Origin of the sequence: Romboutsia sp. Marseille-P6047 (assembly GCF_900604535.1) — a bacterium.
Taxonomy (GTDB): Bacteria; Bacillota; Clostridia; order Peptostreptococcales; family Peptostreptococcaceae; genus Romboutsia_E.
Genome location: NZ_UWOT01000014.1, coordinates 43,581 through 62,447 on the forward strand (window position 1 = coordinate 43,581; position 18,867 = coordinate 62,447).

The following is an 18,867-nucleotide window of genomic DNA, read 5'->3' on the forward strand; positions in this document are numbered from 1 at the left end:
TATCCCCCTTCTTTTATATATATGGTATTATCTCTTTTTCAAAAATTTCCCTTACATTATCTCTTGAAACAGATAAAATTTCTCCATCCCATCTCATAACAGATACACCATTAGTGCATCTATCTAAACAAAATGAACCATATAACTCTATATTATCTTCTAATTTAAATTCATTTATTAATTCTTGAAACTTTTTTATAACCTCATCTGAACCCTTTAAATGACACGAACTTCCTATGCATATTTTTATATTTTTCATAAACTATCCCCTCAACTATCAAAATAGTATTTATTTTTTGTCTGAAGATGATGCAACTTCTTCTCTAAAACTAAAATTATTATTTATTTTTGAATAAAGTTTATTACTTTTTAGTAAAAATTCAAATATACTTAATAATAAAATCCCCTTAAATATACTACTTAAACTTATACTCCACCATATTCCATCAATCCCTAAAATTTCAGGCTTAGATAAAAAATATGCCATTGGGATTCTAGCTCCTGTAAAAATTGTAATTATTATAGATGGTATGTAAGTTCTTCCTATACCCTTCAGCGCTCCACTTATTATTATTTCTAAACACATAAATAACTGAGAGTATCCTAAAATTTTTAAATACATTCCTCCTTTTGATATAGCATCACTTTCATTTATAAATAAAGAAAATATTTTTTCTCCTAAAAATACTAATACCAGTGTAGTTATAATACCCAATATTATTGAAGTAATTATACCTATTTTACATCCTTTAGTAACTCTATCGTAATTTTTAGCTCCATAGTTTTGCCCTACAAAGCTAGATAAGGCAACTGCTAACCCATCCGTACTCATCCAAGAGATAGATTCAATTTGAGATCCTACTTTCTGAACCGCTATGGCTACAGGACCAAATGATGCAACTATAATTCCAATTGCCATTGAGAATAATGTAAACATACCATTTTGTATTGCTACTGGTAATCCAAGCTTAAATAGTTCTTTGTAGTAATTTAATTCTATTCTTCTGAATAACTTAATTCTAAAATACTCATTTTTACTTATTATTATTTTCAATAAAAATGTTATAGTAACTATAACTTGAGATGCTACTGTTGCTATAGCTGCTCCTATTACCCCAAGACTTGGAAAACCTAACAGTCCAAATATTAATATTGGATCTAATATTATATTTGCTATTAATCCTATAGTATTTATTCTAAATGGTGTTTTACTATTTCCAAGTCCATTGAAAATTGCAGTAAATACTGGGTTAATAAAATAAAATACAAATCCACATGCTACTATTATTAGATATTCTCTAGACATTAATATAACTTGATTATCTCCTAATTGAAAAATATCTACAAAAAATTTATTAAACATAATTATTGTTAATGAATATAAAATTGCTAATATAATATTTATTTCTATTGCAGATTTTATATACGATATTGTATTTTTAAAGTTATTTTCTCCTATACTTTGGGAAACCTTTACTTCTCCACCAACTCTAGATATAATTATAAAAGCCATAGCTAACCAAGGATAAAATCCTGCAGTTCCAACTGCTGCTACTGCTTTACTTCCAATTTTACCAACCCACATCATATCTGTTAGATTATATGCCATTTGTATAAAAGATGTTCCCATAATGGGTAATGCTAGTTTAATTAGTTTATCACTTATACTGCCACTAGTTAAATCTGTTCTATCTTTCATATTTCCTCCTAATAATTCTTTATAGCTCTCTTATAATTATATCATTTTATTTATAGAAAAAAGGAATGATATAAATTTTATTTAACTCATTCCTTTTTACAATATTTATGATTTTATTTTTGACTTTTTATTTAATTCTTCTATATGATTCATATATTTTTCATTTAATATAATTTCCCTTATTTCATCCTTACAGTCATCATATTTTTTCATAGTATTTCTTATATCATTTATTTTAACTATGTGATATCCATATGAAGTTTCAAATACTTCTGATACTTCACTTTTATCTAAACTAAATACTACACTTGTAAATTCAATATTTTTATCATCTTTAGTAAAGTATCCAAGATTTCCACCATTTTTACCAGTTAGTCTATCATCAGAATATTTTTTTGCTAATTCTTCAAAGCTTTGTTTTTCTTTAATCATTTGAGAGATATTTTCTGCTTTTTCTTTTAATCTAACTTTTTTGTCACTACTTACTTCAATATTATTTTCATCTAAAGTAGAAATTAAAATTTGAGATGCATTAACTTCTTCTATAAAAAATTTATTTTTATGCTTAAAATAATAGTCTTTAATTTCATCATCTCTTACTTCTAAATTGCTTTTGTATTTTTGTTTATATTTTTCTATTGCTATATCTTTTTTTACTATATTATACAAATATTCTTCATCTATATTAGTACTTTCAATTGCCTTTTTATACGATGGATTAGATGCAATTGCTTTTTCTAATTCCTTATATTTTATTTCTACTTCTTGTTTTGTGGGTTCAAATCCATTTAACTTTGCTTGTTGATATACAACTTCATTATCTACCATAAAACCTACTATTACATTTTTTAGATCATTATCTTCATTATAATTGTAATTATAATTTATATAGTTACTTGTTGCTTCTATAATGTTTTTTGTTTTTTCATATTCATCTTTACTTATTTTCACTCCATTTACAGTAGCTATATTATTGCTACAACCACTAATTTGCAAACATGCTAAACTTATTAATCCAATATATAATACTTTATTCATAGTTATGCGCTCCATTTTTAGTCTTTTATTTTAAATTTCTTAACCAATAGTTTTGTGGCGTTTCATCTTCTTCTATTGGTACAAATATATAACCTTCATTACTTAAATAACTTAATATTGAATCTAATGAGTTTGCAGTTTGCTTTCTTTCATGCATAAGTATCACTATATTATCTTTTCCCCTAGAATATGTTTTTACATTTTCTAAAACTTTTTCAGAATTAACCTTCCAATCTTCTGTATCGATATCCCAATCCCACATCTTATATCCAGCTTCTACTAAACTTTCATAACATTCATATGGTGTATATGGTTTACTACCATATGGTAGCCTAACTATATTAGACTCAACTCCAACTAAATCTAGTAAAGTTTGTTTATTTATATCAAACTCTTCTTTTGCTGACTTACTAGTTTTATATAACTTATGAATATCATGAGATACACTATGAAATCCTGGTGTATTTCCATTTTCAATAATAGCTTTAACTTCATTTGGATATGATTTCATATTAGAATCTATCATGAAAAAGGTAGCTCTAGCATTATACTTATTTAATACATTTAGGATTTCATTTGTATATTTAGAAGGTCCATCGTCTATTGTTATATATGCTACTTTACCAACACTCTTTGATGGTCCTTTATTGATTTCATTTGTAGATTTGTAAATTATATTAGTTATTGTTGTATTATATAGTTTATCATCTCTTATTAGCGGATTATTATTGGCATAACTAAATCCAACCATTAATCCGGCTCCAAAAAGTGATATACAAAGTATAACAAAAAAACTGTATTTGTATTTTTTGTTTTTGCTCATCGCATCGCCTCCCCTTCCTTAAATACCTAGATTGTCTAAACTTAGGCATTTTGATAAACAAAAACTTTAATTGATTTTTTATTTATATATATTATTAGTAAAATTTTATCTTTTATAAACGATATTGAATTTTTGTTATTTTTAAATATTGTATATTCTTTAATTTTTTTACATTTATTAAATATAAAAAAACATACTAGTAAAATGTTTCATACTAGTATGTTTTTTTCCATTTGTTTTTTAATCAACTAATTGAAATACCATTACATACCATATAGTCCTTTAACTCTCTTATATTTATTTCTCCAAAGTGAAATACTGATGCAGCAAGCACACCATCTACATTAGCTTCTTTTATAACCTTACAAAAATCATCCATACTTCCTGCACCCCTGGATGCTATAACTGGTATATTTACAACTTCTGTAATCTTAGATAAAAGCTCTATATCATATCCACATTTCATTCCATCTTCATCTATACTACTTATAACTATTTCTCCTGCACCTAGATTTGCACCCTTTTTTGCCCATTCTATTACATTTATATCTGTTTTTTCTCTACCACCTTTTATATATACATTCCAAGATCCCTCACAATTTTTTTTAGCATCTATTGATAATACTACGCTTTTAGTTCCAAACTCTAGTGATGCTTGTTTAATTAATCCTGGATTTTTTACGGCTGAAGAATTTATTGATACTTTATTAGCTCCTTGCCTAAGTATATTGCTAAAATCATATAAGCTACTTACCCCTCCACCTACACAAAATGGGATATCTATATACTCTGCTACTCTTTTGATAAAATTTAGAGATGTTTTTCTGTCTTCATATGATGCTGTTATATCATAAAATATAAGTTCATCAGCTCCACTATCGTTGTATAATTTAGCCAATACTTCTGGTGAATCTACATCTATTATATCTTTAAATTTCCTCCCTTTTACGACTCTACCATTTATAACATCTAGGCACGGTATTATCCTTTTTGTAAGCATAATTCTAATACCTCCTTAAGATATATTTTTCTCAATTATATAATTTATGCTCATTTCAAAATTTTTATAACTTTTTTATGTAATTATTCTAAAATTTATTAGATTAATATCAATATACTTAATTTATTAATAAAAAATAAGTATATAGGGTAATACCCTATATACTTATTTTTTCTATAATCTTATCTATTTTTTCACTTGCTTTTTTTATAGCTTCTAACCTTTCTTCTTCTGTATTTCCAGTACCTGATACCATAAGTTCTTCAATCTTTTTAATTCCTAATATCTTCATTATACTAGCAATATAATTTTCACCTTTATCAAGTATTGGGTCCAATATCCAAGGAATATTTCCTCCACTAGATTGAATATATACTAATGCTCTATTTTGATCTCCTAGTAATCCCTTAGGTTTATTATTCTCAAATTTAATTGTTTTTCCAACTTGTATTATACAATCCATATATTCTTTAAGGGGAGCAGGAAATCCTAAACTCCACATAGGAGATGCTATTACATAAACTTGAGCACTTGCAAACTGATCGCATAAATCTCTAATTTTTTGTATTTCTCTTTGATCCTTGTCATCTAATTTTTTAGCATCGTCCTCTTTTATTATGGCATTTCTACCTTCAAAATATTGATATTCAAGTCTTGGTATATGATCTTTATATAAATCAACTTCCTCAACTTTAAAATCTTTGTTTTTTTCTAAAAATTTGTTTATAAACTCTCTAGCTACAGTTTTGCTAGAAGATAAATCCTCAGGCTTTGAATTGACACTTATATATAATAATTTCTTTTCCATTAGTTCACCTCTAAGAGAAATCTTATTTTATTCATTTATTATTATTTACTCAAGTTAACTATTATATTCTTATTTAGATTTCTTCTAAAAATCAACTTAATTTCTATGTATTAAACCTTATTATATAATCTATATCATCATAGTAAAATTTTTATTTATATTATTTTATGCAAGTTGAATTTTTTCTTCTGATAAGGATTTTTCTTGTATATATTCATCAATTGCCTTAGCTGCCTTTTTACCTGCCCCCATTGCAGATATTACTGTAGCCGCTCCAGTTACTGCATCTCCTCCAGCATAAACACTTTTTCTTGATGTAAGACCATTTTCATCTGTTACTATACATTCTCTTTTATTAATTTCTAAACCTTCTGTAGTTGAGCTTATAAGTGGATTAGGGCTTGTTCCAAGTGACATTATAACTGTATCTACATCTATAATAAATTCTGATCCACTTACCACTATAGGTCTTCTTCTTCCTGATTCATCAGGTTCTCCTAATTCCATCTTCACACACAGCATACCTTTAACATTTCCACTCTCATCAAGCAAAATTTCTACTGGATTAGTTAATGTATCAAATATTACACCTTCTTCTTTTGCATGATGTATTTCTTCTTTCCTTGCAGGTAACTCTGATTCACCTCGTCTATATACTATATGAGTTTTTGCTCCTAATCTAAGAGCCGTTCTTGCTGCATCCATAGCAACATTTCCTCCACCTACAACTGCTACAGACTTACCAACTCTTATTGGAGTTGCATAATCATCTTTATACGCTTTCATTAAGTTTACCCTAGTTAAAAATTCATTTGCAGAGAATACACCATTTGCATTTTCGCCCTTTATTCCCATAAACTTAGGTAGACCTGCTCCAGATCCTATAAATATAGCTTCAAATTTTTCTTCTTCTATTAATTCATCTATAGTTATAGTTCTTCCTATAACTACATTAGTTTCTATTTTCACACCTAATTTTTTAATACTATCTATTTCAGCATTGACGATTTCTTTTTTAGGTAATCTAAATTCTGGTATTCCGTAAGTTAAAACACCACCTGCTTCGTGCATAGCTTCGAATATAGTTACATCATACCCATTCTTAGCTAAGTCTCCTGCACATGCAAGGCCTGCTGGTCCACTTCCAATTACAGCTATCTTTTTATTATTTTTAGGTTTTGTTTCTGTTAAATCTATATTATTGGCTCTTGACCAGTCTGCTACAAATTTTTCTAACTTTCCTACAGCAATTGATGCAGATTTTCTAGCAAATACACATTTGCCTTCACATTGATTTTCTTGTGGGCATACTCTACCGCATACAGCCGGTAGTGAACTACTCTTAGCTATTATCTTTGCCGCACCTTCTATATCATTCTCTTTTATCTTTCCTATAAATCCAGGTATATCTACTCCTACAGGACAAGCTGATACACATTGAGGCTTTTTGCAACCTAAGCATCTATTTGCTTCACATATAGCTTCTTCCATATTATATCCTAAGCATACTTCATCAAAATTAGTTCTTCTTTTTTCTGCATCTTGTTCTTTAACTGGAACTCTTTCCATTTTATTCATTCCCATATTATCTACCCCCACATCCACAATTACTATGATGAGATGTTCCATCTTCCTCTAATTCTAAGATTGCTCTTCCCTCTTCTGTCTTATACATGGATTGTCTTCTCATAGCTTCATCAAAATCAACTAAGTGACCATCAAATTCTGGACCATCTACACAAGCAAATTTAATTTTATCTCCTAAACTTACTCTACATGCTCCACACATTCCAGTTCCATCAACCATTATAGGATTTAGGCTTACTGTAGTAGGTATTTCTAACTCTTTAGTTAACATGCTTGTAAACTTCATCATTATCATAGGGCCGATTACAACTGCATGATCATATTTTTTGCCTTTATTTTGAACTAAATCTCTTAATAACTCAGTAACTCTTCCATTATATCCATATGAACCATCATCAGTTGAAATATATAAACTTTTAGCAACTGCTTTCATTTCATCTTCTAAAATAAGTAACTCTCTGTTTCTAGATCCAATTATTACATCAACATCTAGATTATTCTCTTTAAACCATTTAACTTGCGGATATACTGGTGCTGCACCAACTCCGCCTGCTATAAATATAATCTTTTTTTTCTTAAGATTTTCTATATCTTCATGTATAAACTCACTTGGTTGACCTAATGGTCCAACAAAATCTGTTATGTAATCCCCTTCATTAAGGTTTGCTAATAACTTAGTTGAGGCGCCAACTATTTGAAAAACAATTGTAACAGTATTTTGATTTCTGTCATAATCAGCAATAGTAAGAGGTATTCTCTCGCCTTTTTCATCCATTTTTACTATAACAAATTGGCCAGGTTGTGCCGATTTTGAAATCCTCTTTGATTCAATTTCCATTAAATAAATATTATCTGCTAATACTCTTTTACTTATAATTCTATTTCCCATAATAATTTTCCCCATCCTGTCTTTATAGTTTCCCCAATTTTATTTATGTACTTCAAATAACTTTTGTTATTTTTTTAACTTTTTATAGTGTTATGTATACATAAAGTATACTATATTTTATATGTTTTGTAATAATTTACTACTAATTTAAACATAAAATTTTACTATTATATCTAGTTTTTTTATAATAATTTTAATTTATAATAATATTATGTATACAAAATTATGTTGTTAAATTCACAACTTAATTATTATATAAAAAAAGAAACTATATTTTATATAATAGTTTCTTTTTTATAATTTATTATTTTTCAAAATGTCTTTTAAGAAGTCCTAAGAATGCCTTACCATGTCTTGCTTCATCTTTGCACATTTCATGTACTGTATCATGAATTGCATCTAAACCTAGCTCTTTAGCTTTTTTAGCTAGTTTTAATTTTCCATCTGTTGCTCCATATTCAGCTTCAACTCTTACAGATAAGTTTTCTTTAGTATCAGCAACAACTACCTCTCCAAGAAGTTCAGCAAATTTAGCTGCATGTTCTGCTTCTTCATAAGCTATTCTTCTATATGCTTCTGCTACTTCTGGATATCCTTCTCTATCTGCTTGACGACTCATAGCTATATACATTCCAACCTCAGTACATTCACCTATAAAGTTATCTCTTAATCCTTCCACTATCTCTTCATCTACTCCCTTTGCTAATCCGATTCTATGTTCATCTGCCCATTTCATTTCCCCTGACATTTCTTCAAATTTTTCTGAACCAACCTTACAAACTGGACATAAACTAGGAGCTTCATCTCCTTCATATATATATCCACACACTGTACATACAAATTTTTTCATAATTTTTTCCTCCTTATATTAATTTATTTATATTAATTTATTTAAAATTCACTTTTAATTTTATTATACTTAACTTATACCCTTGTGTTTCTAATCTAAACATGATTATATAAAATTTGTTTATATTTTCATAAAATTCGTACTTTTATCCATTAATTTCTCTATAAAAAAGACCTACCATATATGGTAAGTCTTACTATTTTATCTTATATTTACTAGTAGATATAAGTTCTTCTATTATTTTATTACTTTCTTCATCTAAATATATCCTATATGTTTTTACTATAATATTATCTTTCTTATGTTCTTCCTCTGTTTTTATATAAAGTTTTTGTTTATCCTCTTTACATCCATATATTCTAGATGTTATACATCCATTACCTACTATATTATAAATATATATAGGATGTGTAAAATTATTTTTTAACTTTAAATCTGTATATCCATAAGATACACTTGCATCTCTACCTCTTGGAACATATCTAGATTGGAATGTATGATTGTGTACTTCTTCTATGCCAACACCAGATAATAGTGCTGCATTATATATAGTAGTAGATACTTGACATACACCACCACCTTCTCCATCTACGTATTTACCTCCAACTATGACTTTAGCAGTTTTGTATCCATTGACCCAGTTTCTAGCTCCTGTTGCTTTATTATAAGAAAAAACCTCATTAGGCATTATTAACTTATTACTTGTACTCTCTCCTGCAACATGTATATTACTCCCTCTAGACGTACTATCATTGAAGGATGTGCTAAATTGACCTAATATAGTATCAATAGAATTTATATCTTCTGTTGTTATGCTTGGCTTTACTATTTTTACAGGAAGCTTTATATCTTCTATTTCTTTATTTACCAACATATTATATATTTTTTCTTTTAACTTTATTACTTCTACTTCTTTTCCTACTTTAGATTCTGTTCTTACTATTTCTCCATAACCTTTAATTTCAAAGTTTGCCTCTGTTACATCTACATCAATTTCTTTTCTTATATATTCTATAAACTCACTTAATTTACTTTCATCATAAGTTGCATTAAGATTTATATTGTAATTTTTATTAAACAAAAGCCCTATTTTTCTTTTTGTATTTTCTAAATTATCATCTGTATTGGTATATAAGTAGGCTTTATTTAAAGCATCTTCTACATTATAGCTCAAATTAATTTTAGACGGTTGTAATATCCATGTTTTTTCCTCATAGGTAATTTTTATAGGCTTTATTTTATACTTGTCATTAATTTTATTTAAAGCTTCTTTATATCTCAATCCTCCTACATCTACATTTTGTATACTTATATTGTTAAATATCTTTTTATCTTCAATATTTTCTAATTTATTCATACCTAATAAAAAAATGCTTAATATTAAAGTGAAAAATAAATAAGTTAATCTTTTATATCTAACCATATTGTGCTCCTTAGTTTGAAATTATATCTTTATATTTTCCCATAAACAATTTTATATTCTGATACATGTCATTCAAAATATGAATATATATTTTTTTTATGCTAATACTTTTAATAAATATTTTTATTTTCATGGAGGTTAATTATGAAAAATTCAAAAGATGAATTAAAAGACGCATTTGCCCAACTTCAAAGCGCACAAAGTTGCTTAAATCATGCATTAAAAACTGTAGAAAAACAAAATAATAAACATCAAATAGAAAATACAATAACATATGTAAAAGAAGCTGTGTTTGCAGCTAGCAACGCCTTAGCAAATTACCAAGATTAATTTATATAATTATCAAAAAATTTTTAAGACTTAGATTTCTAAGTCTTTTCTATTGTCTTATCTTAATCGTTTTCCTAATTATTATATCATTTCTTCAGATTTCTTATTTTTTTCGATAAAAATCGACTTTTTTCACTTTAATTTTTTTAAGTTTATGTTATAATATCTTATACTTATTTTTAAGTTACAATATACAGACTATAATATAGTCTGTGACTAGGTTACATACCTATTTTATATTTACAAATTCACTTTGGAGAAAACATATTTTCTACCTATTATTCGATATGAAATTTATAAATTACTTTATAGGTCTATCCTATAAGATTCGGAGGTACTTAATTGATAAAAACAATACAATTATCAAAATTTAACGGGAACCCTTGCGAAAATTTATACGGTAATATTTGCTATATAACTAAAGATAAATTTAAGGACGTTATTAACTTATACAATAAAGTAAACCATTCTATGGAAAATAAAAGCTGGCTTAAATCTCGTGATATATCTTATTTAGAAGATGTATTAGATAATGGAGGTTTCATAGTTGGATGCTATATAGAAGATAACTTAGTTGCTTCTGCATTATGTGAAGCACCTAGAGGAGAATATAAAGATATGCTTTTTGAAATTGGAATGAGCAATGATGATATAGATACTACTTATATCTCTGGATTTGTTATGGTTGATCCAATTTATCGTGGAAATGCTCTTCATCGCATATTACTAGAAACTAGAATTGATTTATCAATAGAAAGAGATATGAGAAATATCGTTACTGTTGTTAACTCTCAAAATATATTTAGCTTAAATACAATTTTAAGCTTAGGATTTGAATTAAAATTAGAAAAACAAAATGAAATTGGATCTATAAGATATGTTCTTCATAAAAATTTAGATAACCTAAGAAGTAAATCAATTGAGATTACAGCTTAATATATATACTTTAATATTTCTTTCAAAAGTTACAATTTAGTAATTTTTATAATTAGTTTTGACTTATTGTACCATTTACCTCTATAATTTTATAGAGGTATTATTTTTTTAAAGGAGTGGGTATATGTTATTTAAAGATAAATTTAAAAACAAAAAGTCTAAAATCATTATAGGTATTACTACTGCATTATGTTTAACTATAGGTATTACTTACGCTTTTAATAGAGGAAAAGATGTTGAGGTAAGTAGTGAAGATGATATTCCTTATATAGAAACTTATGTTATTCCAGAAAATGAAAAAGTTTATATAAATGGTATAGTTATGCCTAAACAATCTCAGGATATAAACTTGTCAGAAGGCGAAGAAGTTGATAGTTTAAAAGTAGAAAATGGTCAATCTGTAAAAAAAGGGGATACACTTTTTACTTGTAAAAATCAATCTATTTTAAACGAAATAAGTGAGCTTAAAGCTCAAATATCTCAATTACAGTCATCTCAGGATCCTAACGACAATTCACTTAATATTGAGATTAATAAGTTAAATGCTCAAATAAAGTCATTAAGTGAAAAAGCATCAGTTACATATTACGCTCCATTTGATGGAAATGTACATTTAAACGAAGTTAGTAAAGATTCAGAAGTTGCAAACTCATATATAACGGTTCAAAGTAATGAATTCTATATGCAAGGTCAAGCTAGTGAACAAGATTTAGCAAAAATAAAAATAGATCAAACTGCAAAAGTTTTAGTGTTCTCTACTAATCAAGAATTGATGGGAAGAATAAGCTTTATATCTCAAAGGCCTAAAAGTTCTTCATCAAATGACTATCAGCAACAATCTAACTTATCTTACTATGACATAAATATTTCATTTGATAGCCAAGATGGGTTAGTAAATGGATTTCATGTTCAAGCATCAGTTATATTAGATGATGCTTATACTAAGGTTCCTGTATCATCTATTCTAGGTTCTGAGGGTGATTACTACGTGTTTAAAGACTTAGACGGTATATTAAAAAAACAAGTTGTTGAAATAGATAGCAAAACAGAAGAATTTGCTGTAGTCAAATCTGGTTTAAGTGAAAATGATGTTATATTAAAAAACCCTACTGAAGAAATGCAAGAAGGACAATCTTTAACTTTATATGAAAATCCAGAAAATATACAAAATACATCTAAAGATATAACAAATGAGGAGTCTGAAGTTGAGTAGTCTAATAAAGTTACAAAATATAAAAAAATACTATAAGGTAGGGAAAGAAAAAGTTCAAATATTAAAAAGTCTAGATTTAAATATTCAAAAAGGTGAATTTGTTATGATTATGGGAAAATCAGGTAGTGGAAAGACAACCTTACTTAATATTTTAGGATTTTTGGATAAATTTGATGAAGGTGACTATTTATTCAATAATGAGAATGTAAGTAAACTTAACGAAAACCAACGTTCCGTTTTTAGAAATAAAAATATAGGATTTATATTCCAGCAATTTAATTTAATAGATAGTTTAAATATATATCAAAATGTTGAGCTTCCACTGATTTACAATAAATCAAATAAAAAAGAAAATAGAAATATAGTAGAAAAATGTTTATCTGATGTAGGTCTTTTAGAAAAAATAAATCAATTTCCTAAACAATTATCTGGAGGTCAACAACAACGTATAGCTATTGCTAGAGCGTTAGTTAATGATCCTCAAATAATATTCGCAGATGAACCTACAGGAGCTTTAGATAGTGAAACTAGCAAAGAGATAATGGAATTATTAAGAGAACTTAATTATAATGGTAAAACTATCATTATGGTCACTCATGATCAAGATTTAACTAAGTATGCTACTAAAGTCATAACTTTAAAAGATGGTGCTTTTACTTCATTGGAGGTGCCCCTATGGACTTAATAAAAAATGCTTTAGTAAATATAAAAGGTCATAAACTTCGTGTTTTTATGGCTCTTATATGGATAATTATTGGTATCACATCAGTTATATTAATAAGCTCAATAGGTAATGGCTTAAAAGAGGAAGTTAGCAAAACTGTTACTAATGTTGGCCCAAATAAAACTAGTATATATTTTGAATCTGAAAATGCATATATGAATGACTATAATATATTTTTATCACCTTTTACTTATTCAGATATAGAGGAATTATCATTTATAGATGGTGTTGAGAAAATAGGTCCTACTAACTCTGGTATAGATGAAAGCTCTATATATTCATTCGATGCTTCTTTTGATAAAAAAACAACATACATAGATCTATCTCCTCTTAAGGAAGATTCTAACACGAACACCTTATATGGTAGAAGTTTCTCATTAGATGATGAGGATAGAAATGTAATTATGATTACTATGCAAAATGCTACAGACTTATTTAATTCTCCTGAGGATGCAATTGGTAAGGGTATTACTATAAACGGATATATATTTGAAGTTATCGGAGTTCTTGATGAAAATTACGCTTCTGATATGTATGATACTTCTTATAATTATGACGAATACTATAATATGCCAACTGCTTATGTGCCAAATAAATCATTTGAAAATTTGGTTAAGCAATACGATTACTCTACTGAAATTTATGGATTAGATCTAGTCGCTTCAAAAAATTATGATGTTTTTGAAGTTGCCAATAAAGTCATTGAAAGATTATATAACTTACATCCAAGTATAGAAGGTACTTATATGACAGAAGATTTATCTTATTTAGCTGAGTCTCAAATGTACGAACTAGAGTCTATGACTTCAAGTATAAATAAAGTTGTCATTCTTATAACTTTTATATCTCTATTTGTTGGTGGCATTGGCGTTATGAATGTCATGTATGTATCTGTAATGGAAAGACAAAGAGAAATAGGTATAAGAAGAGCTATTGGTGCAAAACCTAGAGCTATACTAATACAGTTTTTAGTTGAAAGTATTTGTATAACCATATTAGGAGGAGTACTAGGTATAATTGTTGGTCTATTTGCAACTAATTATGCAGCAAACTATATTCCTTTTAAGGCAATACCGAGTGTTAATAGTATTTTATTTGCTAGTATAATTACAATATTAGTTGGTGTTATATTTGGAATTGTACCTGCTTTTAAAGCATCTAGATTAGATCCTATAAAAGCTATTTATAAATAAAATTATATTCATATAAACATCCATGTATATTTAAATTTTCTATAGAAGATACTAATATAGAAAATTGATTTACATTTAAGTTTTCTAGGAGTTGTTTATATGAAAAAATTTAAATTTATTTTATCTGTAATATGTTTATTATTTTTATTTACAGTGGTATCATATGGTGATTATTCTTCAATAACAGGCGAAAATAGTTATGAAGAAACTTATGAGAAACATTATCCTGTGATAAAAATTACTAATCATAGTAGTAAAGATATAACAGTTGAATGGGGAGCCTATGGAGATGCATTTCAAGGAGATATTTCTGTTCCTGCTAATTCAACAGTCAGATTGGAATTAGAAGAGCTATCTTTTTTAGGTGCAGATAATGAAACAACTACAGTTTGGTTAACATGGACAGAAGAAGGATCTTTAAAACCAAAGGGTACAGATGTAATCACACTACCATTTGAACTAAAAGATACTCATCAACCAGAGTTTGGATAAAAGTAAAAAAATACCTTAGCATGTAAAACCGCTAAGGTATTTTTATTAATAAACTAAATTATATATTAATTTTGCTTACCGAAATGTCTTTCTAATAATCCTAAGAATGCTTTACCATGTCTAGCTTCATCTTTACACATTTCATGAACTGTATCATGTATAGCATCTAATCCTAACTCTTTAGCTCTCTTAGCTAATTTTAATTTTCCATCAGTTGCACCGTATTCAGCTTCAACTCTTACTCTTAAGTTTTCTTTAGTATCAGCAACAACTACTTCTCCTAATAATTCAGCAAATTTAGCAGCATGTTCTGCTTCTTCAAATGCTATTCTCTTGTAAGCTTCTGCTACTTCTGGATATCCTTCTCTATCAGCTTGTCTACTCATTGCTAAGTACATTCCTACTTCTGTACATTCTCCAACAAAGTTAGCTCTTAATCCTTCTATAACTTCTTCGTCTACTCCTTGAGCTACACCTATTCTGTGTTCATCAGCCCACTTTAATTCTCCTGACATTTCTTCGAATTTGTCAGCTCCAACTTTACATACTGGACATACAACACCTTCTATAGAATCTGCTTCGTGGATGTATCCACATACTGTACATACGAATTTTTTCATATTTTCTCTCCTCCATTTGATGTATTAAATTACAAAATCATATTTATTATAATATGTTTTTACCCCCATTTTTTGGTTTTAAACAAATAATATGAATTTTTTATAATTTTTTTGACTTATACTCTTATATATTACCATTTTATGTATAAAAATATCAAGATTAATTATTATTTTATAAATCATTTCCTAACATCATATAGATTGATTCTATTTTATCTTTATTTTCCTCATTTCCTTTTTCGTATAAGTGTACGCAGTTTCTAGGTTTAGTTTTATTGTTTATTAATTTATTTGCAAATGATAAACAAGTAACTTCATTACACTTTCCACAATTTATCTTAGGAAGATATTTATAAACTTCTATCGGACTGGGAAGTTTCCTCATTTCATATGAAGGTTTTATTTCATCTTTATTTTCATTCACTTTATTTATAAGATTTTTTATATAATCCAAAGTCTCAAATGCATCAGTTTCATTAAGCAATTTTGATACATTTATAGCTTCATCATACATGATAATAATTTTAGGACCATAATTTAACGTAAATGTATTTGCTTTTTTATTATAAATACCTGATTTACAATATGTGTTTAAATATGGAAATATTCCACTTATATTTCTACTTGGTATAGCCTTTATTCTTATCCTAAGCGAATCTGTAGTACATGGCTGAATAAAGCTTAAAGTTAATTTATCTAAATACATATATATTCCCCTTTTTATTTTTGAATTTTATTTAAAGCATATACTAATTTATCAATATCTTCTTTTTCATTAAAATATCCAATACCTACTCTTAGTGTTCCTATATCTTTAGTTCCTATTAAGTCATGAGCACTTGGAGCACAATGTAATCCTGCTCTTACCATAATATCATATTTACTATCAAGAACATAAGCAACATCCTCAGCTCTCATACCTTTTATATTAAATGATATTACACCTAAAATATCATCACTTTTTTTAGGCCCATATATTTCCATATTTTTTACAAATCGAAGCTTTTCCAAAGCATACTTTGTGATCTCAGTTTCTTTTTTGTGGATTTTATCAATTCCTTCAGATTTTATATATTTAACAGACTCTAAAAGGCCTGCTATACCACCTACATTTAAAGTTCCTGTTTCCAATTTGTTAGGATAATAATCAGGCTGATATTCATAAGCTGAATCTCCTCCCGTACCTCCGCTCTTTAAAGGTTCTATATTATACTCACAATTTATTAATAGTCCACCAGTTCCCATTGGTCCTAATAAGCTCTTATGTCCTGTGAATGCTAATAAATCTATATTATCTTCTTTAACATCAATAGGAAGTACACCTGCGGTTTGAGCTGCATCAACTAAGAATGGTATTTTTCTAATTCTTGATATTCTTCCTATTTCTTTTATCGGTTGTATTGTTCCTAATACATTCGATGCATGAGTAAAAATTATTAATGCTGTATTATCTCTAATACTTTTATTTATCTCTTCTATATTTGTGTGACCTTCTTTAGTAGCATCTATTTTTGTTATACTTATTTTTCTTTCTTTTTCTAAAGTTTTTAGGCATCTCCAAACTGCATTATGTTCTAAACTACTTGTTACTACATGGTCACCTTCTTTTAATATCCCTCTTATAGCTAAATTTAAAGACTCCGTCACATTTGATGTAAAAATGACTCTTTTAGGATCATCAAAGTTAAATAAAGATGCAATTTCTTTTCTTGCGTTATAAACTAGAAAATCTGATTCCATTGCTTTTTGATATGATCCCCTACCTGAACTCGTACCATTATTTATCATAAAATCATAAACTGCATTTGCTACTACCTTTGGCTTTGGATAAGATGTAGCTGCATTGTCTAAGTATATCCCCATATTATCCCCCTTTTAATATGCTTCTTCTTATTTTAATATTAACATATTAACTAATATTTCGCATAAAAATAGGGTGCATAAATATGTATTTATTCACCCTATTTTTATTATATTTTATTTAATAATTTTTACGCTTTATTTACCTTTACTTTTATCAGCTAATTGTCTTCTTTGATCATGCATTCTTCTTGTTGTATCTTTACTATACTTACTTTCTTTATTAGCTGCTAAATCTACATTAACCTCTGCACCAGTTAGATGATTTATTCCAAGCTCTCTTGATGCTTCTATTTTCATAGCATTTGGTTTTTTATTGTACTTAGGTACTCTATTAGGATGTTTAGCTATATTGTCACTTCCTTTTAAGATTTGTTTTATATTTATTATTTAACAAATATATTTTTTAATACTAGAAATTATTATTTAACCTAAGGTTATATTTTCATCTTCTTCAATAACTTCTTTATCTTTTTTAAAAAGAAATGACAACTTCGTTTCCGAAATAATTATTGCTATGAAAATCATCACACATCCTATAATTAACTTAATTGTAATTATCTCTTTAAATATAATTATAGAAAATATTGTTCCAAATACAGACTCTGTTGATAAAATTATGGCAGTTTTCGTTTCGCTAGTTTTGCGTTGGCATATAGTCTGTAATAAAAAACATAATGTTGTACTAAATAAACCTAAATAAATTGCACCTATGTATGCACTACTGTCTACACTTATAGTCATTTGATTAGAAATAACTTGAACTATAAATGAAAGAAAAAATGCAATACTGAATTGAACAGAAGTTAATACAAATGGATTATACTTTTTTGCAAATTCACTTGTATAAAAAATATGAAATGCAAATCCTACAGCTGATATAAATGTTAAAAAATCACCTCGATTTATGGATAAATCCTTTTGTAAAGATAATATCCCAATTCCAACTAAAGCTACAATACTACTTATTATCCCCCAGTTATCAATTTTCCTTTTGTATATTAAATAACCTATAAAAGGTACTATAACAACATTTGCTGCAGTTATAAAAGCATTTTTTGATGGTGTAGTAAAAGATAGACCTACAGTTTGAAATTCAAAAGCTATAAACAAAATAGTTCCTAAAATTACCCCTGCTTTTATACTATGTTTATCAGCATTACTCTTTAAATTTTTATAAAAAATAATATTTAATAATATAGCCGCTACAAAAAATCTTATTGTTAGTATTTGTAAAGGTGTAAAGCCACCATTTAGACATAATTGAGATCCTATAAATCCAGTTCCCCAAATTATAGCAACTAACCCTAAACCTAACTCTGGTAAATACTTCTTCATTTTTTCTCCCCCCATTATAATCCTATATATTTACTATATACATT

21 protein-coding genes are annotated in these 18,867 nt (G+C 27.5%); 6 read left to right on the forward strand and 15 right to left on the reverse strand.

Annotated elements, in window-relative coordinates:
- Positions 1 to 13: 13 nt before the first annotated feature.
- The 10 genes from EIH23_RS12925 to EIH23_RS12970 all read right to left on the reverse strand — a co-directional run bounded on the left by EIH23_RS12925 (position 14) and on the right by EIH23_RS12970 (position 10,117).
- The gene (locus tag EIH23_RS12925; protein ID WP_122640776.1) at positions 14 to 259 is read right to left on the reverse strand and encodes a (2Fe-2S) ferredoxin domain-containing protein; all 246 of its coding nucleotides are present in this window, start codon (positions 257 to 259) and stop codon (positions 14 to 16) included.
- 30 nt (positions 260 to 289) lie between these two features.
- Positions 290 to 1,699 carry an MATE family efflux transporter gene (locus EIH23_RS12930; protein ID WP_122640777.1) on the reverse strand — a complete coding sequence of 470 codons (1,410 nt, stop codon included), beginning with the start codon at positions 1,697 to 1,699 and terminating at the stop codon, positions 290 to 292.
- Positions 1,700 to 1,804: 105 nt separating this feature from the next.
- Positions 1,805 to 2,737 carry a peptidylprolyl isomerase gene (locus EIH23_RS12935; protein ID WP_122640778.1) on the reverse strand — a complete coding sequence of 311 codons (933 nt, stop codon included), beginning with the start codon at positions 2,735 to 2,737 and terminating at the stop codon, positions 1,805 to 1,807.
- 25 nt (positions 2,738 to 2,762) lie between these two features.
- Positions 2,763 to 3,560 carry a polysaccharide deacetylase family protein gene (locus EIH23_RS12940; RefSeq protein WP_122640779.1) on the reverse strand — a complete coding sequence of 266 codons (798 nt, stop codon included), beginning with the start codon at positions 3,558 to 3,560 and terminating at the stop codon, positions 2,763 to 2,765.
- 244 nt (positions 3,561 to 3,804) lie between these two features.
- Positions 3,805 to 4,560, reverse strand: coding sequence for an imidazole glycerol phosphate synthase subunit HisF (gene hisF / locus EIH23_RS12945; protein ID WP_122640780.1), 756 nt, complete (start codon positions 4,558 to 4,560; stop codon positions 3,805 to 3,807).
- A gap of 157 nt (positions 4,561 to 4,717) precedes the next feature.
- Positions 4,718 to 5,368, reverse strand: coding sequence for an FMN-dependent NADH-azoreductase (locus tag EIH23_RS12950; protein WP_122640781.1), 651 nt, complete (start codon positions 5,366 to 5,368; stop codon positions 4,718 to 4,720).
- Positions 5,369 to 5,533: 165 nt separating this feature from the next.
- Positions 5,534 to 6,952 carry an NADPH-dependent glutamate synthase gene (gene gltA / locus EIH23_RS12955; protein WP_122640782.1) on the reverse strand — a complete coding sequence of 473 codons (1,419 nt, stop codon included), beginning with the start codon at positions 6,950 to 6,952 and terminating at the stop codon, positions 5,534 to 5,536.
- A 1-nt stretch (position 6,953) separates the two neighbouring features.
- On the reverse strand, positions 6,954 to 7,844 hold the full coding sequence (locus EIH23_RS12960) for a sulfide/dihydroorotate dehydrogenase-like FAD/NAD-binding protein (protein WP_122640783.1): 891 nt from the start codon (positions 7,842 to 7,844) through the stop codon (positions 6,954 to 6,956).
- A gap of 304 nt (positions 7,845 to 8,148) precedes the next feature.
- Positions 8,149 to 8,694, reverse strand: coding sequence for an NADH peroxidase (locus tag EIH23_RS12965; RefSeq protein ID WP_122640784.1), 546 nt, complete (start codon positions 8,692 to 8,694; stop codon positions 8,149 to 8,151).
- 196 nt (positions 8,695 to 8,890) lie between these two features.
- Complete coding sequence (locus tag EIH23_RS12970; RefSeq protein WP_122640785.1) at positions 8,891 to 10,117, reverse strand: VanW family protein; 1,227 nt, start codon at positions 10,115 to 10,117, stop codon at positions 8,891 to 8,893.
- A gap of 144 nt (positions 10,118 to 10,261) precedes the next feature.
- Between EIH23_RS12970 and EIH23_RS12975 the strand changes: the two genes are divergently transcribed.
- The 6 genes from EIH23_RS12975 to EIH23_RS13000 all read left to right on the forward strand — a co-directional run bounded on the left by EIH23_RS12975 (position 10,262) and on the right by EIH23_RS13000 (position 15,005).
- Positions 10,262 to 10,447, forward strand: a complete 186-nt coding sequence (locus EIH23_RS12975) for a hypothetical protein (protein ID WP_122640786.1) — start codon at positions 10,262 to 10,264, stop codon at positions 10,445 to 10,447.
- A 342-nt stretch (positions 10,448 to 10,789) separates the two neighbouring features.
- Positions 10,790 to 11,383 carry a GNAT family N-acetyltransferase gene (locus EIH23_RS12980; protein WP_122640788.1) on the forward strand — a complete coding sequence of 198 codons (594 nt, stop codon included), beginning with the start codon at positions 10,790 to 10,792 and terminating at the stop codon, positions 11,381 to 11,383.
- Positions 11,384 to 11,507: 124 nt separating this feature from the next.
- Positions 11,508 to 12,596 carry an efflux RND transporter periplasmic adaptor subunit gene (locus tag EIH23_RS12985; protein ID WP_122640790.1) on the forward strand — a complete coding sequence of 363 codons (1,089 nt, stop codon included), beginning with the start codon at positions 11,508 to 11,510 and terminating at the stop codon, positions 12,594 to 12,596.
- Positions 12,589 to 13,281, forward strand: coding sequence for an ABC transporter ATP-binding protein (locus tag EIH23_RS12990; protein WP_243113411.1), 693 nt, complete (start codon positions 12,589 to 12,591; stop codon positions 13,279 to 13,281). Before EIH23_RS12985 ends, EIH23_RS12990 begins: the two co-directional genes overlap by 8 nt.
- Positions 13,272 to 14,513, forward strand: a complete 1,242-nt coding sequence (locus tag EIH23_RS12995; protein ID WP_122640794.1) for an ABC transporter permease — start codon at positions 13,272 to 13,274, stop codon at positions 14,511 to 14,513. Before EIH23_RS12990 ends, EIH23_RS12995 begins: the two co-directional genes overlap by 10 nt.
- A 99-nt stretch (positions 14,514 to 14,612) precedes the next feature.
- Positions 14,613 to 15,005, forward strand: coding sequence for a hypothetical protein (locus tag EIH23_RS13000; RefSeq protein ID WP_122640796.1), 393 nt, complete (start codon positions 14,613 to 14,615; stop codon positions 15,003 to 15,005).
- A 65-nt stretch (positions 15,006 to 15,070) separates the two neighbouring features.
- On the opposite strand, the gene EIH23_RS13005 is transcribed toward EIH23_RS13000, so the two are convergent.
- From EIH23_RS13005 to EIH23_RS13020, 5 genes are all read right to left on the reverse strand, one after another.
- Entirely contained in the window at positions 15,071 to 15,625 is a 555-nt protein-coding gene (locus tag EIH23_RS13005; protein ID WP_122640798.1) for a ferritin family protein, read from the reverse strand.
- Between the two features lie 172 nt (positions 15,626 to 15,797).
- Complete coding sequence (locus EIH23_RS13010) at positions 15,798 to 16,331, reverse strand: (Fe-S)-binding protein (RefSeq protein ID WP_122640799.1); 534 nt, start codon at positions 16,329 to 16,331, stop codon at positions 15,798 to 15,800.
- Positions 16,332 to 16,345: 14 nt separating this feature from the next.
- Positions 16,346 to 17,488 (reverse strand): aminotransferase class V-fold PLP-dependent enzyme, encoded by a 1,143-nt coding sequence (locus EIH23_RS13015; protein ID WP_122640801.1) that lies wholly within the window; start codon positions 17,486 to 17,488, stop codon positions 16,346 to 16,348.
- A 135-nt stretch (positions 17,489 to 17,623) separates the two neighbouring features.
- Positions 17,624 to 17,785 (reverse strand): hypothetical protein, encoded by a 162-nt coding sequence (locus tag EIH23_RS16385; RefSeq protein WP_164489079.1) that lies wholly within the window; start codon positions 17,783 to 17,785, stop codon positions 17,624 to 17,626.
- Positions 17,786 to 17,911: 126 nt separating this feature from the next.
- Positions 17,912 to 18,823: a DMT family transporter gene (locus EIH23_RS13020; protein ID WP_122640803.1), complete on the reverse strand. Its 912-nt coding sequence runs from the start codon at positions 18,821 to 18,823 to the stop codon at positions 17,912 to 17,914.
- Positions 18,824 to 18,867: the final 44 nt, after the last annotated feature.